Raw genomic sequence first — 21696 nt, forward strand, 5'->3', positions numbered from 1 at the left:
TCGATAAATAGTTGAAAGTGTTACGACAGGATATCGACAGCTCCCGACGGCGAAGCTCATGTCCTGAGAACCCGATCGAGGAGTCCCAGCCCGTGACGACCGTCCAGCAGTCTCCCCCCACGCCCGCCGCCACGGGTATCCGTCCGAAAGTGGTGGCCCGCTCCGGCCTGTACGCCGTACTCGCCGCGAACGTCGCCGCCGTCGCCTACTTCGCCGCCGACGCCGGTTTCGGCTCCAACGCGCTGATGGTGCTCGGCCGCTTCACCGGCCTGTACGCGTCCCTGTTCATGGCCTTCCAGCTCCTGCTGGTCGCCCGCCTGCCCTGGCTCGACCGCCGCATAGGCATGGACCGCCTCACCAACTGGCACCGCTGGACCGGCTTCGGCCTCCTGTGGACGCTCGTCGGGCACGTCGTGTTCATCGCCTTCGGCTACGCCGACCTCGCCGGAACCATGGACCCGGTCAACCAGATCGTGAACCTCGCCGAGACCACCGAAGGCGTCCTGCGCGCGATCGTCGCCTGGTTCCTGATCCTGGTCATCGGCGGCGCCTCCGCCCGCTGGGCCCGCCGCCGCCTCGCGTACGAGACCTGGCACTTCATCCACCTCTACACGTACGTCGCCGTCGTCCTCGCCTTCACCCACCAGGTCGCCATCGGTACGACCTTCACGGCGTCCTCCGCCGCGACCGCGTACTGGTACACCCTGTGGGGCACCGCCCTCGGCTCGGTCGCGCTCGGCCGGTTCGTGCTGCCGCTGTGGCGCAACTGGCGCCACCAGCTGCGCGTCTCCGAGGTCGTCCCCGAGTCCGACAACGTCGTCTCCGTGCACATCACCGGCCGCGACCTCGACAAGATGCCCGCCCAGGCCGGCCAGTTCTTCCTGTGGCGCTTCCTGACGAAGGACCGCTGGTGGCAGGCGAACCCCTTCTCCCTGTCCGCCGCCCCCGACGGCCTGCGCCTGCGCCTCACCGCCAAGGCGGCCGGTGACGGCTCGGCCGGACTGCGCCACATCAAGCCCGGCACCCGCGTCTTCGCCGAGGGCCCCTACGGCGCGTTCACCGCGCTGCACCGCACCCGCACCGACGCGCTGCTCATCGCCGGCGGCGTCGGTGTCACCCCGATCCGCGCCCTCATGGAGGACCTGACCGGGCACGCGATCGTCATCTACCGGGTCGGCTCCGAGCGCGACGCGGTCCTCTACGACGAGCTGCGCGAACTCGCCCACGCCAAGGGCGCCGAGCTGCACCTCGTCACCGGCCCGCCCGTCCCCGACCGGCTCGCCCCGCGCGAACTCGCCGCGCTCGTACCGGACATCGCCGAGCGGGACGTCTTCCTGTGCGGGCCGCCCCCGATGATGAACGCGGTCCTCGGCACCCTGCGCGAGCTCGACGTGCCCAAGCCGCAGATCCACTTCGAGCGCTTCAGCCTGGCGGGATGAGAGAAACACCGTGAAACGAGCAATTCCTGTTCTTGTCCTGTCCGTTGTCGGGCTGATCCCCGTCTTCCGGTACGAGCCCGGTGCCGAGTCGTCCTCGTCGTCCAGCAACTCGGAGGCGTCCGCGCCTTCCGCGAGCACGCCGTCCGCCACTTCGGGGACCGTGTTCGCCGGGACGACCGTCAACACCGAGAAGGGCGACGTCCAGGTACAGATCACGTACCAGGACGGGAAGATCAGCGCCGTCAAGATGCTGAAGCAGCCCGACCACCCGCAGACCACGGCCGCCGTGCCGAAGCTCATTGCCTCGACGCTGAGCGCGCAGAGCGCGGACATCGACACGGTGTCCGGGGCGACGATCACCAGTGACGGGTACAAGAAGTCGCTTCAGGCGGCGCTCGACGCGGCTGCGGCTTCGGCCAAGTCGGCTGCTACGCCGTCGGCTTCCGCTTCTAAGGTCGTCGCCGGACCCACCGTCGGCACCGAGAAGGGCGACGTCCAGGTCCAGGTCACCTTCGAGGGCGACAAGATCGCGGCCGTCGAGATGCTGAAGCAGCCGAACCATCCGCAGACCACGGCCGCCGTGCCGAAGCTGATCGCCGAGACGCTCGAAGCGCAGAGCGCGGACATCGACACGGTGTCGGGTGCGACCATCACCAGTGACGGCTACAAGGAGTCGTTGCAGGCCGCGATCGACGCGAAGGGCTGAGCTGTGCACCGGGTCGAGCATGTGATGGGGTTTCCGGTCTCGCTGCGGATCGACGACGAGACCGTCCCCGAGGGCCTCGGGGACGCCGTCTTCGCGTGGCTGCGGGAGGTCGACGAACGGTTCAGTCCGTTCAAGTCCGGCAGCGAGGTCTCGCGGTACGGGCGGGGCGAGCTGACCGACGACGAGCTGAGCGCGGACCTCGTCGAGGTGCTCGGCCTGTGCGAGGAGTACCGGGCCGCCACCGGGGGCGCCTTCGACGTCCGGCTGCCCGGGCGGGAGTTCGACCCCTGCGCCGTGGTCAAGGGCTGGTCCGTGCAGCGCGCGGCCGACCTGCTGAGCGGCGCGGGCGTACGGCGGTTCTGCCTCAACGCCGGGGGCGACGTCGTCGTCGGCGGCGGGCCCTGGCGGGTCGGGGTACGGCATCCCGAGGCCGCCGATCAGCTGTGCGCCGTACTGGAGTTGAGCGAGGGGGCCGTGGCCACCTCCGCCCGGTACGAGCGCGGGGACCACATCATCGACGGGCGTACGGGGAAGGCGGCCACCGGGATCGACAGCCTCACCGTCGTCGCGGCCTCCCTGACGCTGGCCGACACCGTCGCCACCGCCGCCTTCGCCATGGGCCGCGAGGGCGTCGAGTGGGCCGCCGGGCGGGCGGGGTGCGAGGTGTTCGCCGTGCTGCCGGGGGGCGAGGTGCTGCGGACGGACGGGGTGCCGATCGCCCCCTAGCCTTCCGTGGCTCTGGTCTTCCTCAAGTCGCGCTTGGGGTCCCGTCGGTGCGGGGCATCCCCCAACCACTCAGCCGCACAGGCGGAGTCGAACGGGGGAAGAAGCGATGGAGTTCCTGATGAGTATGGGGATCGTGGTGGTCGGGGTGGTCCTGATGTTCGCGCTCGGGGGGCTGCTCGGCACCCGGACACCGGCGCGGCGCAGGCGACGGCGCGGGGGGTGGGGCGACGGCGGGGACGGCTGCGGGGACGGGTCGTCCTGCGGAGGGGGGTCGTCCTGCGGAGGCGGTGGTGGTGGGGGCGGGGACTGAGTACGGCAGACGGGTGGGCCGCCGGATCGACTCCGGCGGCCCACCCGTCCGTACGGGGGCTCAGCTGACGTCCGACGCGTCCAGTCGGTAGAGGCCGCTGTACGCGCTCACCGCCGTGCCGTTCTTCTTGACCCACGTGGAGATCTCGGAGTTGGTGCCCTGGCCGCCGTCGCTGACGACGATGTAGTGCAACTTCCCTGACTTCACGAGGGACTTGAGCTTGGCGAGGGTCATCGCGTTGTCGCTGCCGGACCAGCCGCCCATCGAGATCACCGGCTCACCGGACTCCAGGATGATGGAGGAGGCGGTCTGGTCGGTGGCCACGGCGACGAGCCAAGTGGCGCCGTCCTGGTGCTTCTTGAGGTACGTGATCATGGCGGAGGAGACCTGGGTGGTGCCGCCGGATGCGGCCCCGCCCATTTCCTGGTTGCCCGAACCGCTGGGCCGCTCACCGGAGTTGGTGCCCGGACCGCCGGTGCCGCTCGGACGTTGGCCCCCGCCCGTGCCGCCCCCGCCCATGCCGCCCGTGCCCATGCCGCCCGTGCTCGGGCCCGCCGTGGGGTTCGTGCCGTTCGTGGCCGACGTCGCCGCCGACGCGGAGTACGCGGCCGGACCGGCGAGGAGCGCGACGACCGCCGTGAGGGAGGCGAGGACCGTCAGGCGGTGCCGCTTGGTGAACCGGCCGGCCAGGAGGCCCAGGACGGCGACCGTACCGGCGACTCCTGCCACGGCCTCCGCGACCGTGTAAAGGGTTCCGGAGACCCGGTGCAGGAGGACCACCGCGAGGGCCGTGCTCGCGGCGATCGCCGTCGGCAGCACCCAGGACCACTTCACGGACTCGCGGAACGCCTTGTACAGCAGCACCCCGCCCGCACCGGCCAGTGCCGCGATGCCGGGCGCCATGGCGGTGACGTAGTAGGGGTGGAACGTCCCCTCCGCGAGGGCGAACGTCAGGTAGTGCAGGACGAACCAGCCGCCCCACAGCAGCAGCGCGGCCCGCTGCGGGTCCGTACGCGGCGCACGGCCCCGCAGGACCAGGCCGCCGGCCAGGGCGACCAGCGCGAAGGGGATCAGCCAGGCGATCTGGCCGCCCATGATCTCGTTGAACATCCGGTACAGGCCCGCCTCGCCGCCGAAGCTCGCGCCGTTGCCCTGCGAGCCGACCGACGAACTCGCCCCGAAGATCCGGCCGAAGCCGTTGTAGCCGATGACCAGGTCCCAGACGGTGTTGTCGGTCGAGCCGCCGATGTACGGCCGCGAGGAGGCGGGGATCAGGTCGACGACGGCCATCCACCAGGCGCTGGAGACGACCAGGGCGACCGTACCGGCGGCCAGGTTGCGCAGGCGCCGGCCGATGCCGCCGCGCGCCGCCCAGAGGTAGACCAGGAAGAACGCGGGCAGGACGACGTACGCCTGCATCATCTTCGTGTTGAACGCGAACCCGATCGCCACGCCGGACCACACGAGCGGCATCGCCCGGCCCGTGCGGACCGCCTTCAGCAGCGCCGCCGCGCCCAGCAGCATCAGGAACACCAGGACCGGGTCCGGGTTCGTGTCCCGGGTGATCGCGACCGTGATCGGCGTGAGGGCGAGCACGAGGGCGGCGATCGTCCCCGCGACCGGTCCGAAGTCCCGCTTCACGAGCCGGTACAGCAACGCGACCGAACCGACGCCGAGTCCGGCCATCGGCAGCGCCAACTGCCAGGTGCCGTAACCGAAGACGCGGGCCGACAGGCCCATCACCCAGAGCGCGAAGGGGGGTTTGTCGACGGTGATGAAGCTGCCCGAGTCCAGCGCGCCGAAGAAGAACGCCTTCCAGCTCTTCGTGCCGCTGTAGACGGCCGCGTTGTAGAAGGAGTTACCGCTGATCGACGTCATGTTCCACGCGTAGAGGACGGCTGCGAGGAGCAGCACCGACCAGAACGCGGGACGCGCCCAGCGGGGGTCGCCGGGGGGCGGTGCCGCCCGGTGTCGGGTGGGAGTCGGGGGCGGGGCGAGGGTGGTCGTCATGTCGCTGACCTTGGGCGCGGAGTCTGGGGCCGTCCTGAGGGGCCGCTGAGCGGACCATGAGAATCAGCGGACTCACAGGTGTGCCACAGGAGGTTCGGGGCAGACGCTCAGCGGTGCTCGCCGGATCGCGCGCCGCATGGCGAAATTCAGCCGGTGGACCTGTTGAAGAGATGCAACACAAGCGGTCTACACTCTCCCCGCAACGGCCCGACACGCGTCGGCAACGGGCTGATTCGGCCAGACCCGAAGGGTGTTCGGCGTTTTGATACGGATAGATTCAGTCACCAAGCGGTATCCGGACGGCACCACGGCCGTCGACCGGCTCTCCCTGGAGATACCGGACCGCGCGATCACCGTCCTGGTCGGCCCCTCGGGCTGCGGGAAGACCACCACCCTGCGGATGATCAACCGGATGGTCGAGCCCAGCGAGGGCACGATCTCCATCGACGGCGTGGACACGCGTCAGCAGCCGGTCAACACCCTGCGCCGGGGCATGGGTTACGTCATCCAGAACGCCGGCCTCTTCCAGCACCGCACGATCCTCGACAACATCGCGACCGTGCCGAGGCTGTTGGGTGTCGGCAAGGCCGAAGCCCGGGACCGCGCACGGGAGTTGATGAGCCGCGTCGGCCTCGACGCCACGCTCGCCAAGCGCTACCCGTACCAGCTCTCCGGCGGCCAGCAGCAGCGCGTCGGCGTGGCCCGCGCGCTCGCCGCCGACCCGCCGGTCCTGCTCATGGACGAGCCGTTCTCCGCCGTCGACCCCGTCGTCCGCAAGGGTCTTCAGGACGAACTCCTGCGCATCCAGGGCGAGCTGGGCAAGACGATCGTCTTCGTCACCCACGACATCGACGAGGCCGTGAAACTCGGCACGATGGTCGCCGTGCTGCGGACGGGCGGCAAGCTCGCCCAGTTCGCGCCGCCGGCCGAGCTGCTCTCCCACCCCGCCGACGCGTTCGTCGAGGACTTCCTCGGCGCCGACCGGGGCATCCGGCGGCTGTCCTTCTTCCCCGCCGAGGGACTGGAGCTGCTCACCGGCCCGGTCGTGGCCGTGGACTCCAGCACCGAGCAGCTCGCGGCGGCGGCGAAGACGGCGCTGAACGCGGGGGCGCCGTACCTCCTCGTGACCGGCATGGACGGCAAGCCGCTCGGCTGGGGTGAGCCCGGCAAACTGGTCGCGGGGGAGATCGACGCCGGCCGACTCGTGTCCTGCGGGCGGCCGTTCACCGCCGGCACCGACTCCCTGCGGGCCGCGCTCGACTGCGCCGTCCTCTCGCCGACGGGGTGGGCGGTCGGCGTGGACGGGGAGGGACGGGTCGCCGGAGTCGTGTCGCAGCAAGTCATCGGGGAGGCGATCCGGGGGGCGCACGAGGAGAGCGCCGGCTCGGGCACCGTCTCGGAGCCGAAGGTCCTCAAGTGAGCTACTTCGACGGCTTCTTCGACATCCCCAGCGACCTCCAGCACAGCTGGCTCGGCCTCATCGGCCTCCACCTGCGCGAGGCGCTGCTCCCGGTCCTCGCCGGGCTCGTCATCGCGCTGCCGCTCGGGCAGCTCTGCGTACGGCTCAAGTGGCTGTATCCGCCGGTTCTCTGGGTGACGACCGTGCTGTACGCCATCCCGTCGCTCGCCTTCTTCGTCGTCCTCATCGACTACACCGGCATGACCGAGCTGACGGTGATGATCCCGCTCACGGTCTACAGCCTCGTCGTCCTCGTCCCGGCGATCGTCGAGGCGGTCCGGTCGGTGCCGCAGGAGACGCTCGCGGCGGCCACCGCGATGGGCTTCGGGCCCGTACGCCGGTACGTCCAGGTGCAGTTGCCGATCGCCGTGCCCGCGATCATCGCCGGGCTGCGGGTCGCCGTCGCCTCCAGCATCTCCCTCGTCAGCGTCGGCACGCTCATCGGCAACCAGGGCGCGCTGGGCAACCTGCTGCACGACGCGAACATCTACAACCGCCCCGAACTGGCCTGGAACTCGGTGCTGACGTCGGCCGCGCTCGCGGTGATCGTCGACGCGCTGCTGGTCGGACTGCGTACCCTGCTCACGCCGTGGATGCCGAAGAGCGGCTCGCGCCGTCCGAGGCCCGAGGCGGTTCCCGCCGCACTGGAGGACGCCGTCCGGTGAACGTCCTGCACTACATCAGCAACTTCTTCGAGAACGACGCCAACTGGAGCGGCTACGCGGGCATTCCGGCGCGGCTGTGGGAGCACGTCCAGTACTCGCTGGAGGCGCTCGGGTTCGCCGTCCTCATCGGACTGCCGATCGGGCTGGTCACCGGGCACTACGGGCGGGGCGGCAACGCGCTCGCGTTCGTCGCGACCGCCGCCCGTGCGCTGCCGACGTTCGGGCTGCTCGTCCTCGCGACGATGATCCTCGGCTTCGGGATGCTGCCGGTGATGATCCCGCTCGTCGTCCTCGCCGTGCCGCCGGTCCTCGTCACGACGTACGAGGCGATGCGGTCGGTGGACCCGGCGCCCGTCGACGCGGCCCGGGGGATGGGCATGGGCGAGGCGGAGATCCTCTTCCGCGTCGAACTCCCCGTCGCCCTGGGCCTGATCCTCAGCGGGGTGCGGTCCGCCGCCATCCAGATCGTGTCCACCGCGACCATCGCCGCGTACGTCGGGCTCGGCGGCCTCGGGCGCTTCATCATCGACGGGCTCTACCAGCACGACTACGAGAAGGTCGTGGGCGGCGCGACACTGGTCGCCTTCATGGCGCTGGCCACGCTCGGCCTGTTCTGGGCGGTCGCGCGGTTCGCGGTGTCGCCGGGGGTGCGCAGGAGCGCGTGACGGCTGCATTGAGGGAGGGCGGTGCCGAGAGCACCGCCCTCCCGTCGTTTCAGGGCCGTACGGCGATGGCGTCGACCTCGAACAGCATCCCCGGCAGCGCCAGCTCGGCGACCCCGCTCAACGTCTGCGCCGGGGTCGGGTCGTGGAGCGCGGGCGGGTTGGTGATCGTACGGGTATCACTGCTCATGACCGGGCCAACCCCCGTACCCCGCCCGGCGATTCCGTGCCGTCAGCCCTCCGTGCGTGCCAGCGCCTGTTCCAGGACGATCAGCAACGCGTCCCGTACCGAGCCCCGTTCGCGGGCGTCGAAGACCAGGAGGGGGACGCCGTCGGTGACGTCGAGGGCCCAGCGGACCTCGTCCAGGGTGTGTTCGACCTTGCCGTCGAAGGCGTTGATGGCGACCGCGAAGGGGATCTGGCGGTGCTCGAAGTAGTCGACGGCGGCGTAGCAGTCGTCCAGGCGGCGGGTGTCGACGATGACGAGGCCGCCCACCGCGCCCTCGACGATGTCGTCCCACATGAACCCGAAGCGCTCCTGGCCGGGCGTGCCGAACAGGTAGAGCTTCAGGGTCGGGTCGATGGTGATGCAGCCGAAGTCCATCGCGACCGTGGTCGTGGTCTTGCGCGGCGTGTGGGAGAGGTCGTCGACTCCCGCCGCCACTTCGGTGATCGCCGCCTCGGTGGTGAGCGGCTCGATCTCGGAGATCGAGCCGACGGCGGTGGTCTTGCCCACCCCGAAGCCGCCCGCGATCACCAGCTTGACCGGCAGCGGCGGCCGTTCGACGGCGACCGCGCCCGCGGCGCTGGTGAACGGTTCAGTCGGAGTCACGGAGTACCCCCCGGGAGTCGGGGATGGCCCGCAGGCCATCGATAACCCTGCGCAGGACGGACGCGTCGTGGATCGCGCCGGAGTCGGGCACGTGCACCGTCAGATGCCCCGCCTGGCGCAGATCCTCGGCGAGGACCCGCACCACGTTCAGATGCAGCCGCAGCCGCGCCGCGATCTCCGCGATGGACTGCGGGCGGCGGCAGGCGGCGACGATGTCGTGCCGTTCGAAGGAGAGCCGGTCGAGGACGTCGAGGCCGCCCGCCGTGGCGACGACCTGCGTCTCCACGGGCATCGCCCGCGCGGAGGCGGCCGCCCCGGCCACCCGGCCGGCGGTGACCAGGAAGGGCCGCACGGCGGAGGGCGGACGCGCCGCGCCGTCCTCTCCGGCGCCCTGCGGGGTGCGCCCGTCCGCCATCTTCGCCTGCTCTTCTCTTCTGGCGTACCGGCCGGTCCGTCAGCGCGTCCGGCTGGGCCGTCGGCCCTGCTGGCTCTGCTTGGCGGCGCCCACGGTGTTCTTCAGCTCCAGCACCAGTTGCGGGCTGAGCGCGCCGCCCGCCCGGTTGGCGAACACCGTCATCTCGTAGGCGATGTTGCCGAGCTTCGCCTCCTTGTCGGTGACGACGCCGAGGACGGCGCCGCTGCCGACCGCGGAGACCAGCACATGGCCGCCCTCCAGGTCGATGATGACCTTGTTCAGCCCGCCCAGACCGTAGTTGCCGGAGGCCCCGGCGGCCAGCGAGGTGATGCCGGAGACGATCGCCGCGAGCCGTTCGGAGTCCGCGTGCTCACGCAGCTCCGAGACGGCTATCAGCAGTCCGTCCGAGGACACGGCGATGGCGTCGACGACGCCCGCGGTCTCGGTGGCGAAACGGTTGAGCAGCCAGGTGAAATCGGCTGCGGCGGCCCGCAGATCGGTCGGCGTGGCCTCACCCGCGGGGGTGTCACCTGTCGACGTGCTCACTGCTCGGCTCCTTCCGGAAGGTGGTTCTGGTGGTGCGTGGGGTTCCGGTCGTCGGTGGGGGGTCGGCGGCTCGGCACATCGTCGTGCGCAATCGCTTTCTGCTCCGGGCCATTGTCCCCGGAGCCTCCCCCGTCGGTGAAGGGGGCCGTCGTCTCCGCCGTATCGGCGTTCGCGCGGGCCACCGCCTCCTCGAACTCGTCCAGCGCGTCCCGCACGGCGTCCGCGTCGGCGGGGCGCGAGGTCCGGCGCGCGGACTGGGCGGCGGCGTCCACCGTCGTCCGCAGCGTCGCGCCCCGCACCCGCCGCTTCAGCGGCCGCGGACCGTCGGCGGGAGCGGGGGGCTCCTCCGAGCGGGCACGCGGGATGAAGGGGGCGGGTTCGTCGGTGGGTGGTGCTGTACGGCGGGGCAGCGGGGGGTCCTCCGCCTGGTGACCGGCGTCGTTGCCGGGCGGGGCCGGGGGAGCCGGTCGTGCAGCGTCTGCGTCGTCCGTCCCCACAGCCCTCTCCGTGCTCGCTCGTCCCGCCTCTTCGCCGCCTGCCCCCGGACTCCCGCCGGAAACCAGGGACTTGTGCGCGACCGTCTCGACGACCGGCGGCGGCTCCTCGCCGCTCAGCGTCAGCAGCAGGGTCGAGGGGAGCGCCACCTCGGCGGTCACCCCTCCACCGGGCGTCCGTGAGAGGACGACCTCGATCTCCCAGCGCCGCGCGAGGGCGCCGACCACGAACAGGCCGAGCACCTTCGTCGGGACGAGGTCGAGGCGCTCGCGCCGCACCAGCCGGGCGTTCTCCTCGGCGAGCCGCTCGGCGCTCATCCCGAGCCCGTGGTCGACGACCGTGATGGACGCGCCCTCGGAGTGCGTGCGGACGGCGACCTCGACGGCGGAGTCGGCGGGCGAGAACAGCACCGCGTTCTCCAGCAGTTCGGCCACCATCAGCGTCAGGTCGCCGATGATGTCCGGCTCGACCATCACCTCGGAGGCCGCGCGCAGCTCGACGCGCTGGTAGCCCTCGATCTGGCCGAGCGCGGCCCGTACGACGTTGGTGAGCGCGGTCGGCCCCGAGTCGAGGACCGTCTCGCGGATACCGGCCAGCAGCATCAGGCTGTCGGCGTTGCGGCGCAGACGTACGGCGATGTGGTCGATGGAGTACAGCCGCTCAAGCAGCGCCGGGTCGGTCTCGCCGCGCTCCACCGCGTCGATCAGCGTGAGCTGACGGGTCGTCAGGTTGCTGACGCGGCGCCCCACGTTGCCGAACATCTCGGCGACGTTGCGGCGGCTGAGCACCTGACGCTCAAGCAGCGCCGCCGCCGTGGTCTGGACGTTGTTGAACGCCTCGGCGAGTTCACCGATCTCGTCGTCCGCCGTGACCGGCAGCTCCCGCAGCCGGGGCGAACCGCTCTCCTCCGCGTCGTCGTCCGCGACCCGGGCCAGCTCGCGTCCGGCGACGTCGGCGACCTCGCGCGCGGCCCCGGTCAGCGCCAGCACCGGCCGTACGACCGAGCGGCGCACCAGCACCGAGAACGCGATCCACAGGATGAACCCGATCACCGCGAGGTTCAGCAGCAGCGTCACCCGCCAGCGGGCGCTGCTCGCGGTGTCCTCCGCGCGGTCGGCGATCTGGCCGATCAACGAGTCGGTGATCTTCAGCCGGTTGTCGGCCTGCTGCTGGAAGTCGCCGTACGTGCCGAGCGCGTTGCGCAGCGAGGCGCGCAGGTCGGCGGTGGTCGTCGCCTGCAACGAGCTGGGGTCGACGGCGAGTTCGGCGTAGTGCTGGTCGATGGCGGCCTGTGCCGCGTTGTGCTCGATACCGCCGAGCTCGTCCGCCTGCGCGGCGGACGCGAACCGGTTGAACCGCTGCGTCTGGTACGTGTACAGCTCGTAGGCGCCGACCGCGCCGGTGAACTCGATGAGCGCGTTGCTGTCGCCGGTCAGCGCCGAGAACACGCCGGTCTCGTAGGCGCCGTGCGCCGCGTCCGCGCGCAGCAGGGAGTCCAGCAGGTTGCCGGTGAACGTCGTCGCCAGCGCCGAGTTGCGGTCCAGGCCCAGGCCGTCGATGAGGCCGCGCGCCGCGCCCGTGTACGCCGGGTCGATGTTGTCGGCGGGCAGATAGCCCTGCTCGATCGTCGACCTGAGGCCCCCGAGGCCCTCGATCTCGCGCAGCGCCTGCGCCTCGCCCGCCGGCAGCCGGTCGCCGAAGGCGGAACGCACCTTCGTCACCTGCTCGTCCACCTTGACCTGCGCCACCCGGTAGGGGTCGGTCGAGGGGGTGCCGCCGTCGAAGGACGCCTCGTGACGCACCGACAGCAGGATCGCCTGCTGGTGCTCGGCCTCCACCAGCGAGACCAGTTCGGCCACTTGGGAACTGTCACGCACCAACTGCGCGGCGTCCTCGGCCCGGGTCGACTCCTGGACGAGGTCGGTGATGACGTACGTCAGCAGAACGGCGATCACCGCCAGCGGCACGCCCACCAGGACGTTCAGCTTGCGCTGGAAGGGCCACCGGTCGGCGAGGGCCCGCAGCCTCCCACGGGTGGGCGCTGGTGCCGACCGGGCAGGCGCTGACGCCGGACTGGCGGGCGCGTCCACCTCGTTCGTGGACACCGGGCCTCCTTCATGGCGGGTGGTGCACCGCGCGCGACGCACACGGATGGCCGGTTCCGATCGGTCCCTGATGCGGATCGACTCCGATCGGGCCGGCGACCGAAACGTACCGCTGCGTGACCGATGGGTGATCGACGCCGACTGCCGCGAGGCTATCGCTTCCGTGAAGGCACGGGCACATCGCCCTGGGTCAAGAATCCATTACGAAGCGCCGCCGACCACAACCAGCCACGTACGCAAGCGGAATGACAAGCGGAGCCGCGGAAATCGAAGCCAACCGTTTACACAACTCCTCTTGACTGCCCAAGAACTGGCTGGCTTGGATCGAGTGACCCTCATTCGAGGGGCCTTCAGGCGTATCGCCTCCATTCCCCCAAGTCGGAAACGGGAACAGTGACTTCTACCGGACATCCCCGCAGATCCATCCGTCAGCACCCCGGCGCGGCGGCGGCCGTGCTCGCCGCGGCGACGGTCCTGCTGGCGGGATGCAGCTCCGACGACACCGGCGACAACCCCCTCGACGGGGGCGGGTCGGACGGCAAGTCCGTCGTCGTGGGGTCGAACAACTTCGCCGAGAGCACGCTGCTCGCCGACATCTACGGCGAGGCGCTCAAGGCCAAGGGCATCAAGGTCTCCTACAAGCCCAACATCGGCAGCCGCGAGACCACGTACGGCCTGCTCAAGAACGGCTCCATCCACGTTCTGCCCGAGTACAACGGCTCCCTGCTCGCCTACCTCGACTCCAAGGCGCCGCAGACCTCGCTGGAGACCGTGAACGCGGCGGCCAAGGCCAAGCTCGACTCCAAGCTGACGCTCCTGGACTCCTCCCCGGCCGAGGACAAGGACTCCGTCACGATCAACGCGGAGACCGCCGCCAAGTACAACCTCTCCGCGACCTCGACGCTCGCGGACCTCAAGGACATCGCCCCCGACCTGATCCTCGGCGGCTCGCCCGAGTTCCAGACCCGCCACCAGGGCATGCTGGGCCTGGAGTCGGAGTACGGGCTGAAGTTCAAGTCCTTCAAGGCGCTCGACGCGGGTGGTCCGCTCACGCAGGCGGCGCTGAAGAAGAACACCGTGCAGGCGGCGGACATCTTCACGACCGACCCGACCATCCTGAAGGAGAAGTTCATCGTCCTCCAGGACCCGAAGAACCTCTTCGGGTTCGCGAACGTCACGCCGCTCGTCTACAAGAGCGCGCTGTCCCAGGAGGGCGTCGCCGCGCTCAACGCGGTCTCCGCGAAGCTCGACACGAAGACCCTCCTCGACCTCGACGCGCAGGTCCAGCTGGAGAACAAGGACCCGCTGGACGTCGCGAAGGCGTGGCTGAAGACGGCGGGCCTGAACTGACCCGCTCGGACATCACCGCCCCGACCCGGGTGCCCGCGCCGGCCGCGGACACCCGGGTCGTTCTCACCGGATCCTCCCTGCGCATCGGCGAGTTGATCGCCCTCGCGGACGGCACGGCTCTGGTGACAGTGGCCCCCGAGGCCCGCGAACGCGCCGAACGCTCCTGGCTGACCGCCCGTCAACTCGCCGCCGCCGGGCGCCTGTACGGCCGCGGTACCGGCGTCGGCGCCAACCGTTCCGTCCCCGTCGCCACCGCCGACGAGTCCGCCCACAACCTCCGCCTCCTGCGCAGCCACGCGGGCGGCGCGGGCGCCCTCCTCCCGGCCCGCCAGATCCGCGCGATGCTCACGATCCGCGCCAACCAACTGCTCGCCGGGGGCGCCGGCATCCAGCCCGCGATCATCGAGGCCCTGGTCGAGGCGCTGCGCCTGCGGGTGCACCCAGCGGTGAACGAGTACGGCGGCCTGGGCACCGGCGACTTGACGGCCCTGGCCCAGACGGGCCTGACCCTGATCGGCGAACGCCCCTGGATCGGGGGCGGGTCGGAGGGAAAGACGTCTTCGGGGGCGACCTCTGCGCCGGTTCCGGCCGACGGCGTGGGGCCCGCGTCGGCAGCGGCTCCGGGCCTGGGAGCAGGCTCGACGGCGTCTGAGGGGGCTGACTCGACGCCGGTTCCGGCTTCGGCGTTCGCCCCGGCCGGTGGTTCGGGGGCGGGCCTGGCGTCAGCTCTGGCCCCGGCTTCGGGGGTAGCCACAGGATCGACGCCGGCCCTGGCGTTGGCCCCGGCCGGTGGGGTGGAGATGGGTTCGGCGTCAGCAGGGGCTTCGGAGCAGGGGGAGGGTTCGGCCTCGGCCTCGGGGGGAGCCTCGGCAACGGTGTCCGCCCTGGTGTTGGTCTCGGCTCCGGAAGCTGCCTCGGCCCCGGCATCTGCCTCGGCTCTGGCGTCGGTTCCGGGCTCGGGGTTTGACGTGGGCTCGGGGTCGGGGGCTGTGGGTGGAGAGGCGTCAGGGCGGGCGGAGTTTGTTGAGTGTCCCGCGCCTGTCGTGCTTCAACCCGGGGACGCGCTCGCCCTGTTGAGCAGTAATGCCCTTGCCCTTGCCCAGGCCGCGTTCGCCTGGCGTGAGGTGGACGTTCTGTTGCGGGCCACGCATGTTGTCGCCGCGCTGTCCCTTGCCGGTGTGGCCGGGTCGGCGGAGGCGTATGCGGCGCCTGTGCATGCGGTGCGGCCTTATGCCGGGGCCGCGCATGCCGCGGCGGAGGTGCGGAGGCTGTCGGGGTGGCCGCCGGTGCCGGTCGTGGCGGCGCGGCGGGTGCAGGATCCGTACGGGTTCCGGGCGTTTCCGCAGGTGCATGGGTGTGCGCTGGATGCGGCAGGCCGGTTGTGCGAGGTGGTCGAGGTGGAGGTCAACTGTCCTTCCGAGAACCCCTTGGTGGACCCGGACGCGTTTGCCGCCCACCATCACGGGGGCTTCTTCGCGGCGCCCCTCGCGCTCGCCCTGGACGGCCTGAACCTGGCCCTCCTGAAGACGGCCCAGCTCTCCACGGCCCGCCTCTCCGCGCTCGGGCATCCCGAACTCACCGGCCTCGCCCCGTTCCTGGCGGACGGACCGGCGAGCAGCTCGGGGACGATGATCCTGGAGTACACGGCCAACTCGGCGCTCGCGGAGCTGCGTTCACAGGCCGCGCCCGCCTCCGCGGGGCACGCGGTCGTCTCCCTCGGCCTGGAGGAGGCCGCGAGTTTCGCGGGGCAGGCGGCACGGCAGTCACTGCGGGCGGCGGAGGCGTACACGACGCTTCTCGCCTGCGAACTGGTCAGCGCGGTCAGGGCACTTCGGCTCCGGCCGACCCAGCCCCCGACCCCGGCCTTCGCGACCGCCTCCGCAGCCCTGCCGACGGGCACGGACGACCGCCCGCTCACGGCGGACATCATGGCGGCGGCCGAACTCCTCCCGACGCTGGCCGAGTTGTGAAGCACCCCTGAGCGTGGGGTAAAGTTCAACCACGAGCTGGCCGCCGAACAAGGCGGAACAGAACGCGCGTTGGTGGTCCAAGGAAAGACGCCCCGCTTCCTGCGGGGAAATGCAGGTGCAAGGCTTGCCCAGCGCTCAGGAAGAGAACCCGCCCCGGTTGGGGCGGGTTCTCTGCTGTCAGGGCACCTCCGGCACGAAAAATCCGGAAGCGCATCCGGAGCCACCCCTCTCATCTGGGCCCCGATGAACAGAAGACGCCAGAAGAAGCTGACCCGCCGCCTGATGAGCGCGGCCCTGAGCGACAGCGGCACCCGGACCGCCGCGCTCCTGAAATCCGGCGCCGACCCCCGCGCCCGCGACGCCGACGGCACCACCCCCCTCTACGCGGCGAGCGTCCACGGCAACGCCGAGGCCGTACGGCACCTCCTGGCCGCCGGTGCTCCACCGGACGAGGAGAGCGCGGGGCTCGGCGCGGAGGGCACGCCCCTGTGTGCCGCCGCCTGCTGGGGGCACACGGACACGGTCCGCGCCCTCCTCGACCACGGTGCGGACCCGGGTCTCCGCGAGGACCACGGCACCGGCCTCACCCCGCTGGAGTGGGCGAGGGCCGGCTCCCACACCGAGGCGGCCGCCGTCCTGCTGGCGGCGGGGGCGTGAGGTTTCCCCGCCGAACGGACCCCGCATGGAGGAAAACACCGATTCCCCCCGCCCGTACTGGAGCCCGCCCGGGTCTCTCTCCGAGTCTGACGGCAGTCGTCCCGGGGAGAAACCGCATGAGAACCCTTGCCGCAACACGCCGTCCCGCCCTCGTCGCCCTGCTGATCGGCGAGGCGATGAACCTGCTCGACGCGACCGTCGTCCAGGTCGCCGCGCCGGTCGTGCACGCCGATCTCGCAGGGCCCGTATCGGACGTGCAGTGGTTCACCGCCGCGTACACCCTGCCGTTCGCCGTGCTGCTGGTGCTCGGCGGGAGGCTCGGGGACATCGCCGGGCGGCGACGGGTCTTCGTCGCCGGCATCGCCGGGTTCGCACTCGTCTCGCTGGGGTGCGCGTTCGCGCCGTCCGCCGGGGTGCTGATCGGCCTGCGCGCGGTGCAGGGCGCGGCCGCCGCGGCGGTCGTACCGCAGACCGTGGGACTCATCAAGGCGATGTACAGCGGGCCCGAACTCCCGCGCGCGCTCGGCTGGATCGGGCCGGTGATGGGGCTCGCGGGGGTGTGCGGGCCGCTGCTCGGCGGGCTGGTGACGCATACGGTGTCCTGGCGGGCCGCGTTCCTGGTGAACGTGCCGCTCGCGGTGGCCGTGCTGGTCCTCGCGCGGGCCCTTCCCGAGGACCGGGCGCCGGTGCGGCCCCGCCTCGACCTCGTCGGCACGGGCCTCGTCGCCCTGGGGACCGGGCTCGTCGTACACCCCTTGATCGGTGTGTCCGGGGTGAGTTGGGGGTCCCTCGGTGCCGGGGCCGTCGTCCTCGCGGTCTTCGTCCTGCACCAGCGCCGGGCCACGAGCCCCCTCCTGGAACCCAGCCTGTTCGCCCAACGGGGTTTCCCCGCCGCCCTGTTCACCTCCACGGCCTTCTTCGCCGCGACCGGCGGGCTCACGACCGTCGTCGTGCTGCACCTCCAACTCGGCCTCGGCGAAGGCGTCCTGGCGTCGTCCCTGTCCCTCGCGCCCTGGTCCCTCGGGCTCGCCGTGGCCTCCTGGGCGGCGGGCGCGCACCTCGTCCGGCGGTACGGGCCCAGGCTGATGCCGGCGGGGCTCCTGGTGCTGGCCGGCGGGATCCTGGCGGCGCTGGTGGTGCCGTTGCCGGTCGGGCTCGCGGTGATCGGGGTGGGGGCGGGGCTGTTCACGCCGGCGTTCTTCACGCTCGCGCTGTCGTCCTTGCGGCCGCAGGAGACGGGGTCGGCGGCGGGGCTGCTGAACGCCGTGCAGCAGCTCGGGGCGACGCTCGGAGTCGCCGTCCTGGGGCGGGCGTACCTCGACGGGACCTTCGAACGCGCCTTCCTCGCCGGGGTGTTGACCGTGGCGGTGAGCGCGGTCGGGGTGTGGGGGATGGCGTCAGCGGCGCGGCGGTCGTAGGGCGAGGGAGGGGCTCGCGGCCTTCAGGGTGCGCAGGACCGGGCCCGCCTCCAGGGTGTCGATCGCGTCGAGGGCGCCGAGTTCGCGCGTCAGGTAGCGGTGAAGGTCGGCGGGGTCCCGGCACAGGGCCTGCGCGACGAGGTTCGCGGGGCCGGTGACGGCGGCGAGGAACGCCAGCTCGTCGTGGGCGGACAGCGCCGACGCCACCTCGTCGAGGCGGGACGGGCGTACCGACATCCACAGCAGGGCGCGGGTCGCCACCCCGAAGTGCGCCGCGTCGATCTCCACGTCGAGGAACAGGCCGCCGCCCGCGCGGAGTTCGGCGAGTCGCCGGGCCACGGTGGCCGCCGTCCAGCCGGTCGCCCCCGCGGGGTCGGCCAGGGCGGTGCGGCCGTCCCGGGCGAGGGCGGCGAGCAAGTCCCGGTCGCCGTCCGAGATCTGACGGGGTGTGACGTCCGACTCCTCGTCCCTGAGGGCCAGTTGCTGAGCGGAGTCGAGGGTGTCCGCGCTGCGGCGCCAGTGCGCGGGGCCGCCGATGTACGTGTGCAGCAGGAGGTGCGCGGTGACCGCGGTGACGCCGGGGGTGCGCGGGACGTCGTCGAGGAGCAGGGGGTCGGAGCCGTGCACGACGGCCACGATCTGTGTGCCGCCCGAGACCAGCTTCACCCACGACGTGTCCGGCCTGCGCACCAGCGCCGCCGCCAGGTCCCGGGCGGAGCCCGGCGTCGCCGTCAGCCGCAGCAGCCACCGCGTACGGCCCGCCGTGTGCGGGTCCGCGAGACCCACCACCCGGAGGCCCGCCTCCTCCCGCAGCCGCCGGTAGCGGCGGGCCACGGTCTGCCCGGAGACGCCGAGCACCTCCGCGATCCGGCTGAAGGGGGCCCGCCCGTCGATGTGCAGCGCGTGTACGAGGGCCCGGTCGAGGTCGTCCAGCATGAGGCCATCCTCCTCGGGCACCGGCCGGAGGCGCACGCCGGTCTAAACTGGGGAAACCCGTTTCAGGAACATGCCAGCGCGCAGGAGGTCGGCCACCGTGGCGTTCGAGGACCCTTCTGCCGAGGTGCTCGCCCAGGCTGCCGAGAACTTCGGTCTCCTCGCGTCCCCGGCCCGGCTGCACATCGTGTGGGCCCTCGCGCAGGGCGAGAGCGACGTCACGGGCCTCGCGGAGCGGGTGGGCGGCGCGCTGCCCGCGGTCAGCCAGCACCTCACGAAGCTGAAACTCGCCGGCCTGGTCCGGGCCCGGCGCGAGGGCCGGCGCCAGGTGTACTTCGTCGACGACCCCGACGTCGTCGACGTCGTCCGCCTCGTCCTCGGCCGCCTCAACGACCGCGCCACCGGGACCGACGTCCCCGTACCCCGCCTCCGTGGCCTCTGAGGAGCCCACCGAGGGGGTGGGGGTCCGAGGGGCTGACGGTGACGCCACGGTCCTGGAGACCCTCCGGCGTCTCGACACCCGCCCCCGGGGGCTCACCGAGGACGAAGCCGTCGGGCGGCTCGCCGAGTACGGGGAGAACACCCTTCCCGAGACCTCCACCGTCGCCTGGCCCCGGCTGCTCCTCACCGGCCTCAAAGACCCCTTCACCTGCGTCCTCCTCTGTCTCGGCCTGGTCTCCGCGCTGGTCTCCACCTGGGGCACCGCGACCGTGATCCTCGCCCTCGTCGCCGTGAGCTGCGTCCTGCGCGCGAGCGGCGAACGCCGGGCCGACCGCTCCGTGGCCGCCCTGCGCGACCTGATCGCCGGCACGGCCACCGTCGTACGCGGGACGGCGGCGGGCCGCGAGATCCCGGCCGCCGAACTGGTTCCGGGGGACGTGATCCGGCTCGGGCCGGGCGACCTGGTGCCGGCGGACGTACGGCTGCTGCGCTCGCGGGGGCTCACGGTCCACCAGGCGGCGCTGACGGGGGAGTCGCAGCCGGTCGCGAAACACGCGGACGGGCCGGGGGAAGGCGTACCGGGGTCCCCCTTCACCGCCCCCCACCTCTGCTTCCAGGGCAGCGACATCGCCTCCGGCACCGCCACCGCCGTCGTCCTCGCGACCGGCGCCCGGACCCGGTTCGCCGCCGCCCACGCGCCTCCGGCCCGCCCGACGGGGAACGCGTTCGACAGGTCCGTACACGGCATCTCGTGGGTCCTGATCCGGTTCATGCTGCTGACGCCCCCGCTGGTGCTGATGGCGAACGCCGCGCTGCGGGACCGGGGGCTGGAGACGCTGCCGTTCGCGGTGGCCGTCGCCGTGGGGCTCACGCCCGAGATGCTGCCGGTGATCGTGACGACGTGTCTCGCGCGCGGGGCGGCGCTGCTGGCGCGGTCCCACAATGTGATCGTCAAACGCCTCCCCGCGCTGCACGACCTCGGCGCGGTCGACATCCTGTGCGTCGACAAGACCGGCACGCTCACCCAGGACCGCCCGGTCGTGGAGCGCGGCATCGGGCCCGACGGGGGCGACGACGACGAGGTCGTGCGCTGGGCCGCCGTACAGGCGTGGTGGACGCTCCAGCTCGCCGAACTGCCCGCGCCCGACGCCCTCGACGAGGCGCTGCTCGACGAGGCGGGCGCGGTGGGGGAGGAGTACGACGGGGTGGACACGGTGCCGTTCGACCCCGGGCGGCGGCTCGCGACGGCGGTCGTACGCGGCCCGCGTCCGGGCACGCACCTGCTGGTCACGAAGGGCGCGGTGGACGACGTCCTGGCCCGCTGCGACCTCACGGAGACCGAGCGGGAACGGCTGCGCAAGCTCGCGGCGACCGAGGCGGACGACGGCCTGAGACTCCTCGCCGTCGCCACCGCGCAGCGCCCCGCCCGCACCCGCCCCTACACCCCCGCCGACGAACGCGGACTGACCTTCCGGGGCCTTGTCGCCTTCCGTGACGCCCTCGCGCCCAGCGCGGCCGACGCGCTGCGGGGACTCGCCGAGCGCGGGGTCTTCGTCCGGGTCCTGACGGGCGACGCGCCCGGTACGGCGGCCCGCGCCTGCCGGGACCTCGGGCTCGACCCCGGCGAGCCGGTGACGCCCGGCGCCGACGGCGACGTACCCGAGGCGACCGTGTACGCGCGCTGCACCCCCGAGGACAAGGCCCGTGTCGTCGCCGCGCTGCGCGAGCGCGGGCACACGGTCGGGTTCCTCGGCGACGGTGTCAACGACGCGCCCGCGCTGCGCGCCGCCGATGTGGGGATCGCGCCGCGTACGGCCTGCGCGGTGGCCCGGGAGAGCGCGGACGTGGTGCTCGGCGAGAAGGAGCTGACGGCCGTCGGGCACGCGGTCACCGCGGGGCGCCTCAGCAGCGGCAACATCGCCTCCTACCTGCGCGTCACGCTCTCCTCGAACCTCGGCAACGTCCTCGCGATGCTCTCGGCGGGCCTCCTGCTGCCGTTCCTGCCGATGCTCCCGGCCCAGGTCCTCGTCCAGAACCTGTGCTTCGACGCGGCCCAGCTCGCCTTCGCGTACGACCGCCCCTCGACGGCCGTCCTGCGCCGCCCGACCGTCCTGCGGCCCCGCTCCTTCCTCGCCCTGATCACCGGCTTCGGCGCCCTCAACGCGGTCGCCGACCTCACGACCTTCGGCATCCTGGCGTACGGGCTGCGCGGCCCCGACGAGGTGGACGACGAGGCGCTCTTCCACTCCGCGTGGTTCACGGAGAACCTCCTCACGCAGGCGCTGGTGATGGTGCTGCTCAGATCGGGACGGCACGCCGTGCGCGGGCCCGTCGGGTGGGCCGCGGCGGCCCTGGTCACCGTCGGGCTCCTGCTGCCCCCGAGCCCCCTCGGCGCCGCGCTCGGCATGACGGGGCTGCCGCTGCCGTACTACCCGATGCTCGGCGCGGTGCTGGTGCTGTACGCGCTCGCGCTGCGCCCGCTGGCCCGCCGGCAGCCGTAGCGGGATCTCTAAGGGTCGTCTCAGGTCCGCTTCATAGGAAGGGAGGCGTCAGAGAA

Annotated in this window: 19 protein-coding genes and 1 pseudogene; 13 read left to right on the forward strand and 7 right to left on the reverse strand. The window is 72.1% G+C overall.

Annotated elements, in window-relative coordinates:
• Positions 1-92: 92 nt before the first annotated feature.
• The 4 genes from ACLZOT_RS06270 to ACLZOT_RS06285 all read left to right on the forward strand — a co-directional run bounded on the left by ACLZOT_RS06270 (position 93) and on the right by ACLZOT_RS06285 (position 3181).
• Positions 93-1439, forward strand: a complete 1347-nt coding sequence (locus tag ACLZOT_RS06270; RefSeq protein ID WP_416967718.1) for a ferric reductase-like transmembrane domain-containing protein — start codon at positions 93-95, stop codon at positions 1437-1439.
• Positions 1440-1449: 10 nt separating this feature from the next.
• On the forward strand, positions 1450-2145 hold the full coding sequence (locus tag ACLZOT_RS06275) for an FMN-binding protein (protein WP_416967719.1): 696 nt from the start codon (positions 1450-1452) through the stop codon (positions 2143-2145).
• Positions 2146-2148: 3 nt separating this feature from the next.
• A complete protein-coding gene (locus ACLZOT_RS06280) occupies positions 2149-2871 on the forward strand; it encodes an FAD:protein FMN transferase (RefSeq protein ID WP_416967720.1) in 723 nt (240 codons plus the stop codon).
• A 118-nt stretch (positions 2872-2989) separates the two neighbouring features.
• Positions 2990-3181, forward strand: coding sequence for a hypothetical protein (locus tag ACLZOT_RS06285; protein ID WP_416967721.1), 192 nt, complete (start codon positions 2990-2992; stop codon positions 3179-3181).
• Between the two features lie 60 nt (positions 3182-3241).
• Here ACLZOT_RS06285 and ACLZOT_RS06290 read toward each other — a convergent pair whose 3' ends face one another.
• The gene (locus ACLZOT_RS06290) at positions 3242-5191 is read right to left on the reverse strand and encodes an ArnT family glycosyltransferase (protein WP_416967722.1); all 1950 of its coding nucleotides are present in this window, start codon (positions 5189-5191) and stop codon (positions 3242-3244) included.
• A 262-nt stretch (positions 5192-5453) separates the two neighbouring features.
• Between ACLZOT_RS06290 and ACLZOT_RS06295 the strand changes: the two genes are divergently transcribed.
• The 3 genes from ACLZOT_RS06295 to ACLZOT_RS06305 are packed head-to-tail and all read left to right on the forward strand — an operon-like array spanning position 5454 to position 7980.
• On the forward strand, positions 5454-6611 hold the full coding sequence (locus tag ACLZOT_RS06295) for an ABC transporter ATP-binding protein (protein WP_416967723.1): 1158 nt from the start codon (positions 5454-5456) through the stop codon (positions 6609-6611).
• Entirely contained in the window at positions 6608-7315 is a 708-nt protein-coding gene (locus tag ACLZOT_RS06300; protein WP_416967724.1) for an ABC transporter permease, read from the forward strand. The genes ACLZOT_RS06295 and ACLZOT_RS06300 overlap by 4 nt, the downstream gene beginning before the upstream one ends.
• On the forward strand, positions 7312-7980 hold the full coding sequence (locus tag ACLZOT_RS06305; protein ID WP_416967725.1) for an ABC transporter permease: 669 nt from the start codon (positions 7312-7314) through the stop codon (positions 7978-7980). The genes ACLZOT_RS06300 and ACLZOT_RS06305 overlap by 4 nt, the downstream gene beginning before the upstream one ends.
• 49 nt (positions 7981-8029) lie before the next feature.
• On the opposite strand, the pseudogene ACLZOT_RS06310 reads toward ACLZOT_RS06305, so the two are convergent.
• The 5 genes and pseudogenes from ACLZOT_RS06310 to ACLZOT_RS06330 form a co-directional block, all read right to left on the reverse strand.
• Positions 8030-8122, reverse strand: a pseudogene (locus ACLZOT_RS06310) (RidA family protein); the annotation flags it as partial.
• 87 nt (positions 8123-8209) lie between these two features.
• Positions 8210-8809, reverse strand: a complete 600-nt coding sequence (locus ACLZOT_RS06315; protein ID WP_416967726.1) for a GTP-binding protein — start codon at positions 8807-8809, stop codon at positions 8210-8212.
• Positions 8796-9224 carry a DUF742 domain-containing protein gene (locus ACLZOT_RS06320; protein WP_416967727.1) on the reverse strand — a complete coding sequence of 143 codons (429 nt, stop codon included), beginning with the start codon at positions 9222-9224 and terminating at the stop codon, positions 8796-8798. The genes ACLZOT_RS06315 and ACLZOT_RS06320 overlap by 14 nt, the downstream gene beginning before the upstream one ends.
• Positions 9225-9263: 39 nt before the next feature.
• A complete protein-coding gene (locus ACLZOT_RS06325) occupies positions 9264-9770 on the reverse strand; it encodes a roadblock/LC7 domain-containing protein (protein ID WP_416967728.1) in 507 nt (168 codons plus the stop codon).
• Entirely contained in the window at positions 9767-12370 is a 2604-nt protein-coding gene (locus ACLZOT_RS06330) for an ATP-binding protein (protein WP_416967729.1), read from the reverse strand. The genes ACLZOT_RS06325 and ACLZOT_RS06330 overlap by 4 nt, the downstream gene beginning before the upstream one ends.
• Before the next feature lie 393 nt (positions 12371-12763).
• Between ACLZOT_RS06330 and ACLZOT_RS06335 the strand changes: the two genes are divergently transcribed.
• The 4 genes from ACLZOT_RS06335 to ACLZOT_RS06350 all read left to right on the forward strand — a co-directional run bounded on the left by ACLZOT_RS06335 (position 12764) and on the right by ACLZOT_RS06350 (position 17765).
• Entirely contained in the window at positions 12764-13720 is a 957-nt protein-coding gene (locus ACLZOT_RS06335; RefSeq protein WP_416967730.1) for an ABC transporter substrate-binding protein, read from the forward strand.
• Positions 13693-15690, forward strand: coding sequence for an aromatic amino acid lyase (locus ACLZOT_RS06340; protein ID WP_416967731.1), 1998 nt, complete (start codon positions 13693-13695; stop codon positions 15688-15690). Before ACLZOT_RS06335 ends, ACLZOT_RS06340 begins: the two co-directional genes overlap by 28 nt.
• Positions 15691-15933: 243 nt before the next feature.
• Positions 15934-16347 carry an ankyrin repeat domain-containing protein gene (locus tag ACLZOT_RS06345; protein WP_416967732.1) on the forward strand — a complete coding sequence of 138 codons (414 nt, stop codon included), beginning with the start codon at positions 15934-15936 and terminating at the stop codon, positions 16345-16347.
• Between the two features lie 116 nt (positions 16348-16463).
• A complete protein-coding gene (locus ACLZOT_RS06350) occupies positions 16464-17765 on the forward strand; it encodes an MFS transporter (RefSeq protein ID WP_416967733.1) in 1302 nt (433 codons plus the stop codon).
• Here the strand turns inward: ACLZOT_RS06350 and ACLZOT_RS06355 are convergent.
• Complete coding sequence (locus tag ACLZOT_RS06355) at positions 17745-18701, reverse strand: Lrp/AsnC family transcriptional regulator (protein WP_416967734.1); 957 nt, start codon at positions 18699-18701, stop codon at positions 17745-17747. The genes ACLZOT_RS06350 and ACLZOT_RS06355 overlap by 21 nt on opposite strands.
• A 70-nt stretch (positions 18702-18771) precedes the next feature.
• Here ACLZOT_RS06355 and ACLZOT_RS06360 point away from each other — a divergent pair, with 70 nt between their 5' ends.
• Entirely contained in the window at positions 18772-19140 is a 369-nt protein-coding gene (locus ACLZOT_RS06360; protein WP_416967735.1) for an ArsR/SmtB family transcription factor, read from the forward strand.
• Positions 19130-21640, forward strand: coding sequence for a magnesium-translocating P-type ATPase (mgtA, locus tag ACLZOT_RS06365; protein WP_416967736.1), 2511 nt, complete (start codon positions 19130-19132; stop codon positions 21638-21640). Before ACLZOT_RS06360 ends, mgtA begins: the two co-directional genes overlap by 11 nt.
• Positions 21641-21696: the final 56 nt, after the last annotated feature.

Source organism: Streptomyces sp. 4F14 (genome assembly GCF_048159485.1).
Taxonomy (GTDB): Bacteria; Actinomycetota; Actinomycetes; order Streptomycetales; family Streptomycetaceae; genus Streptomyces.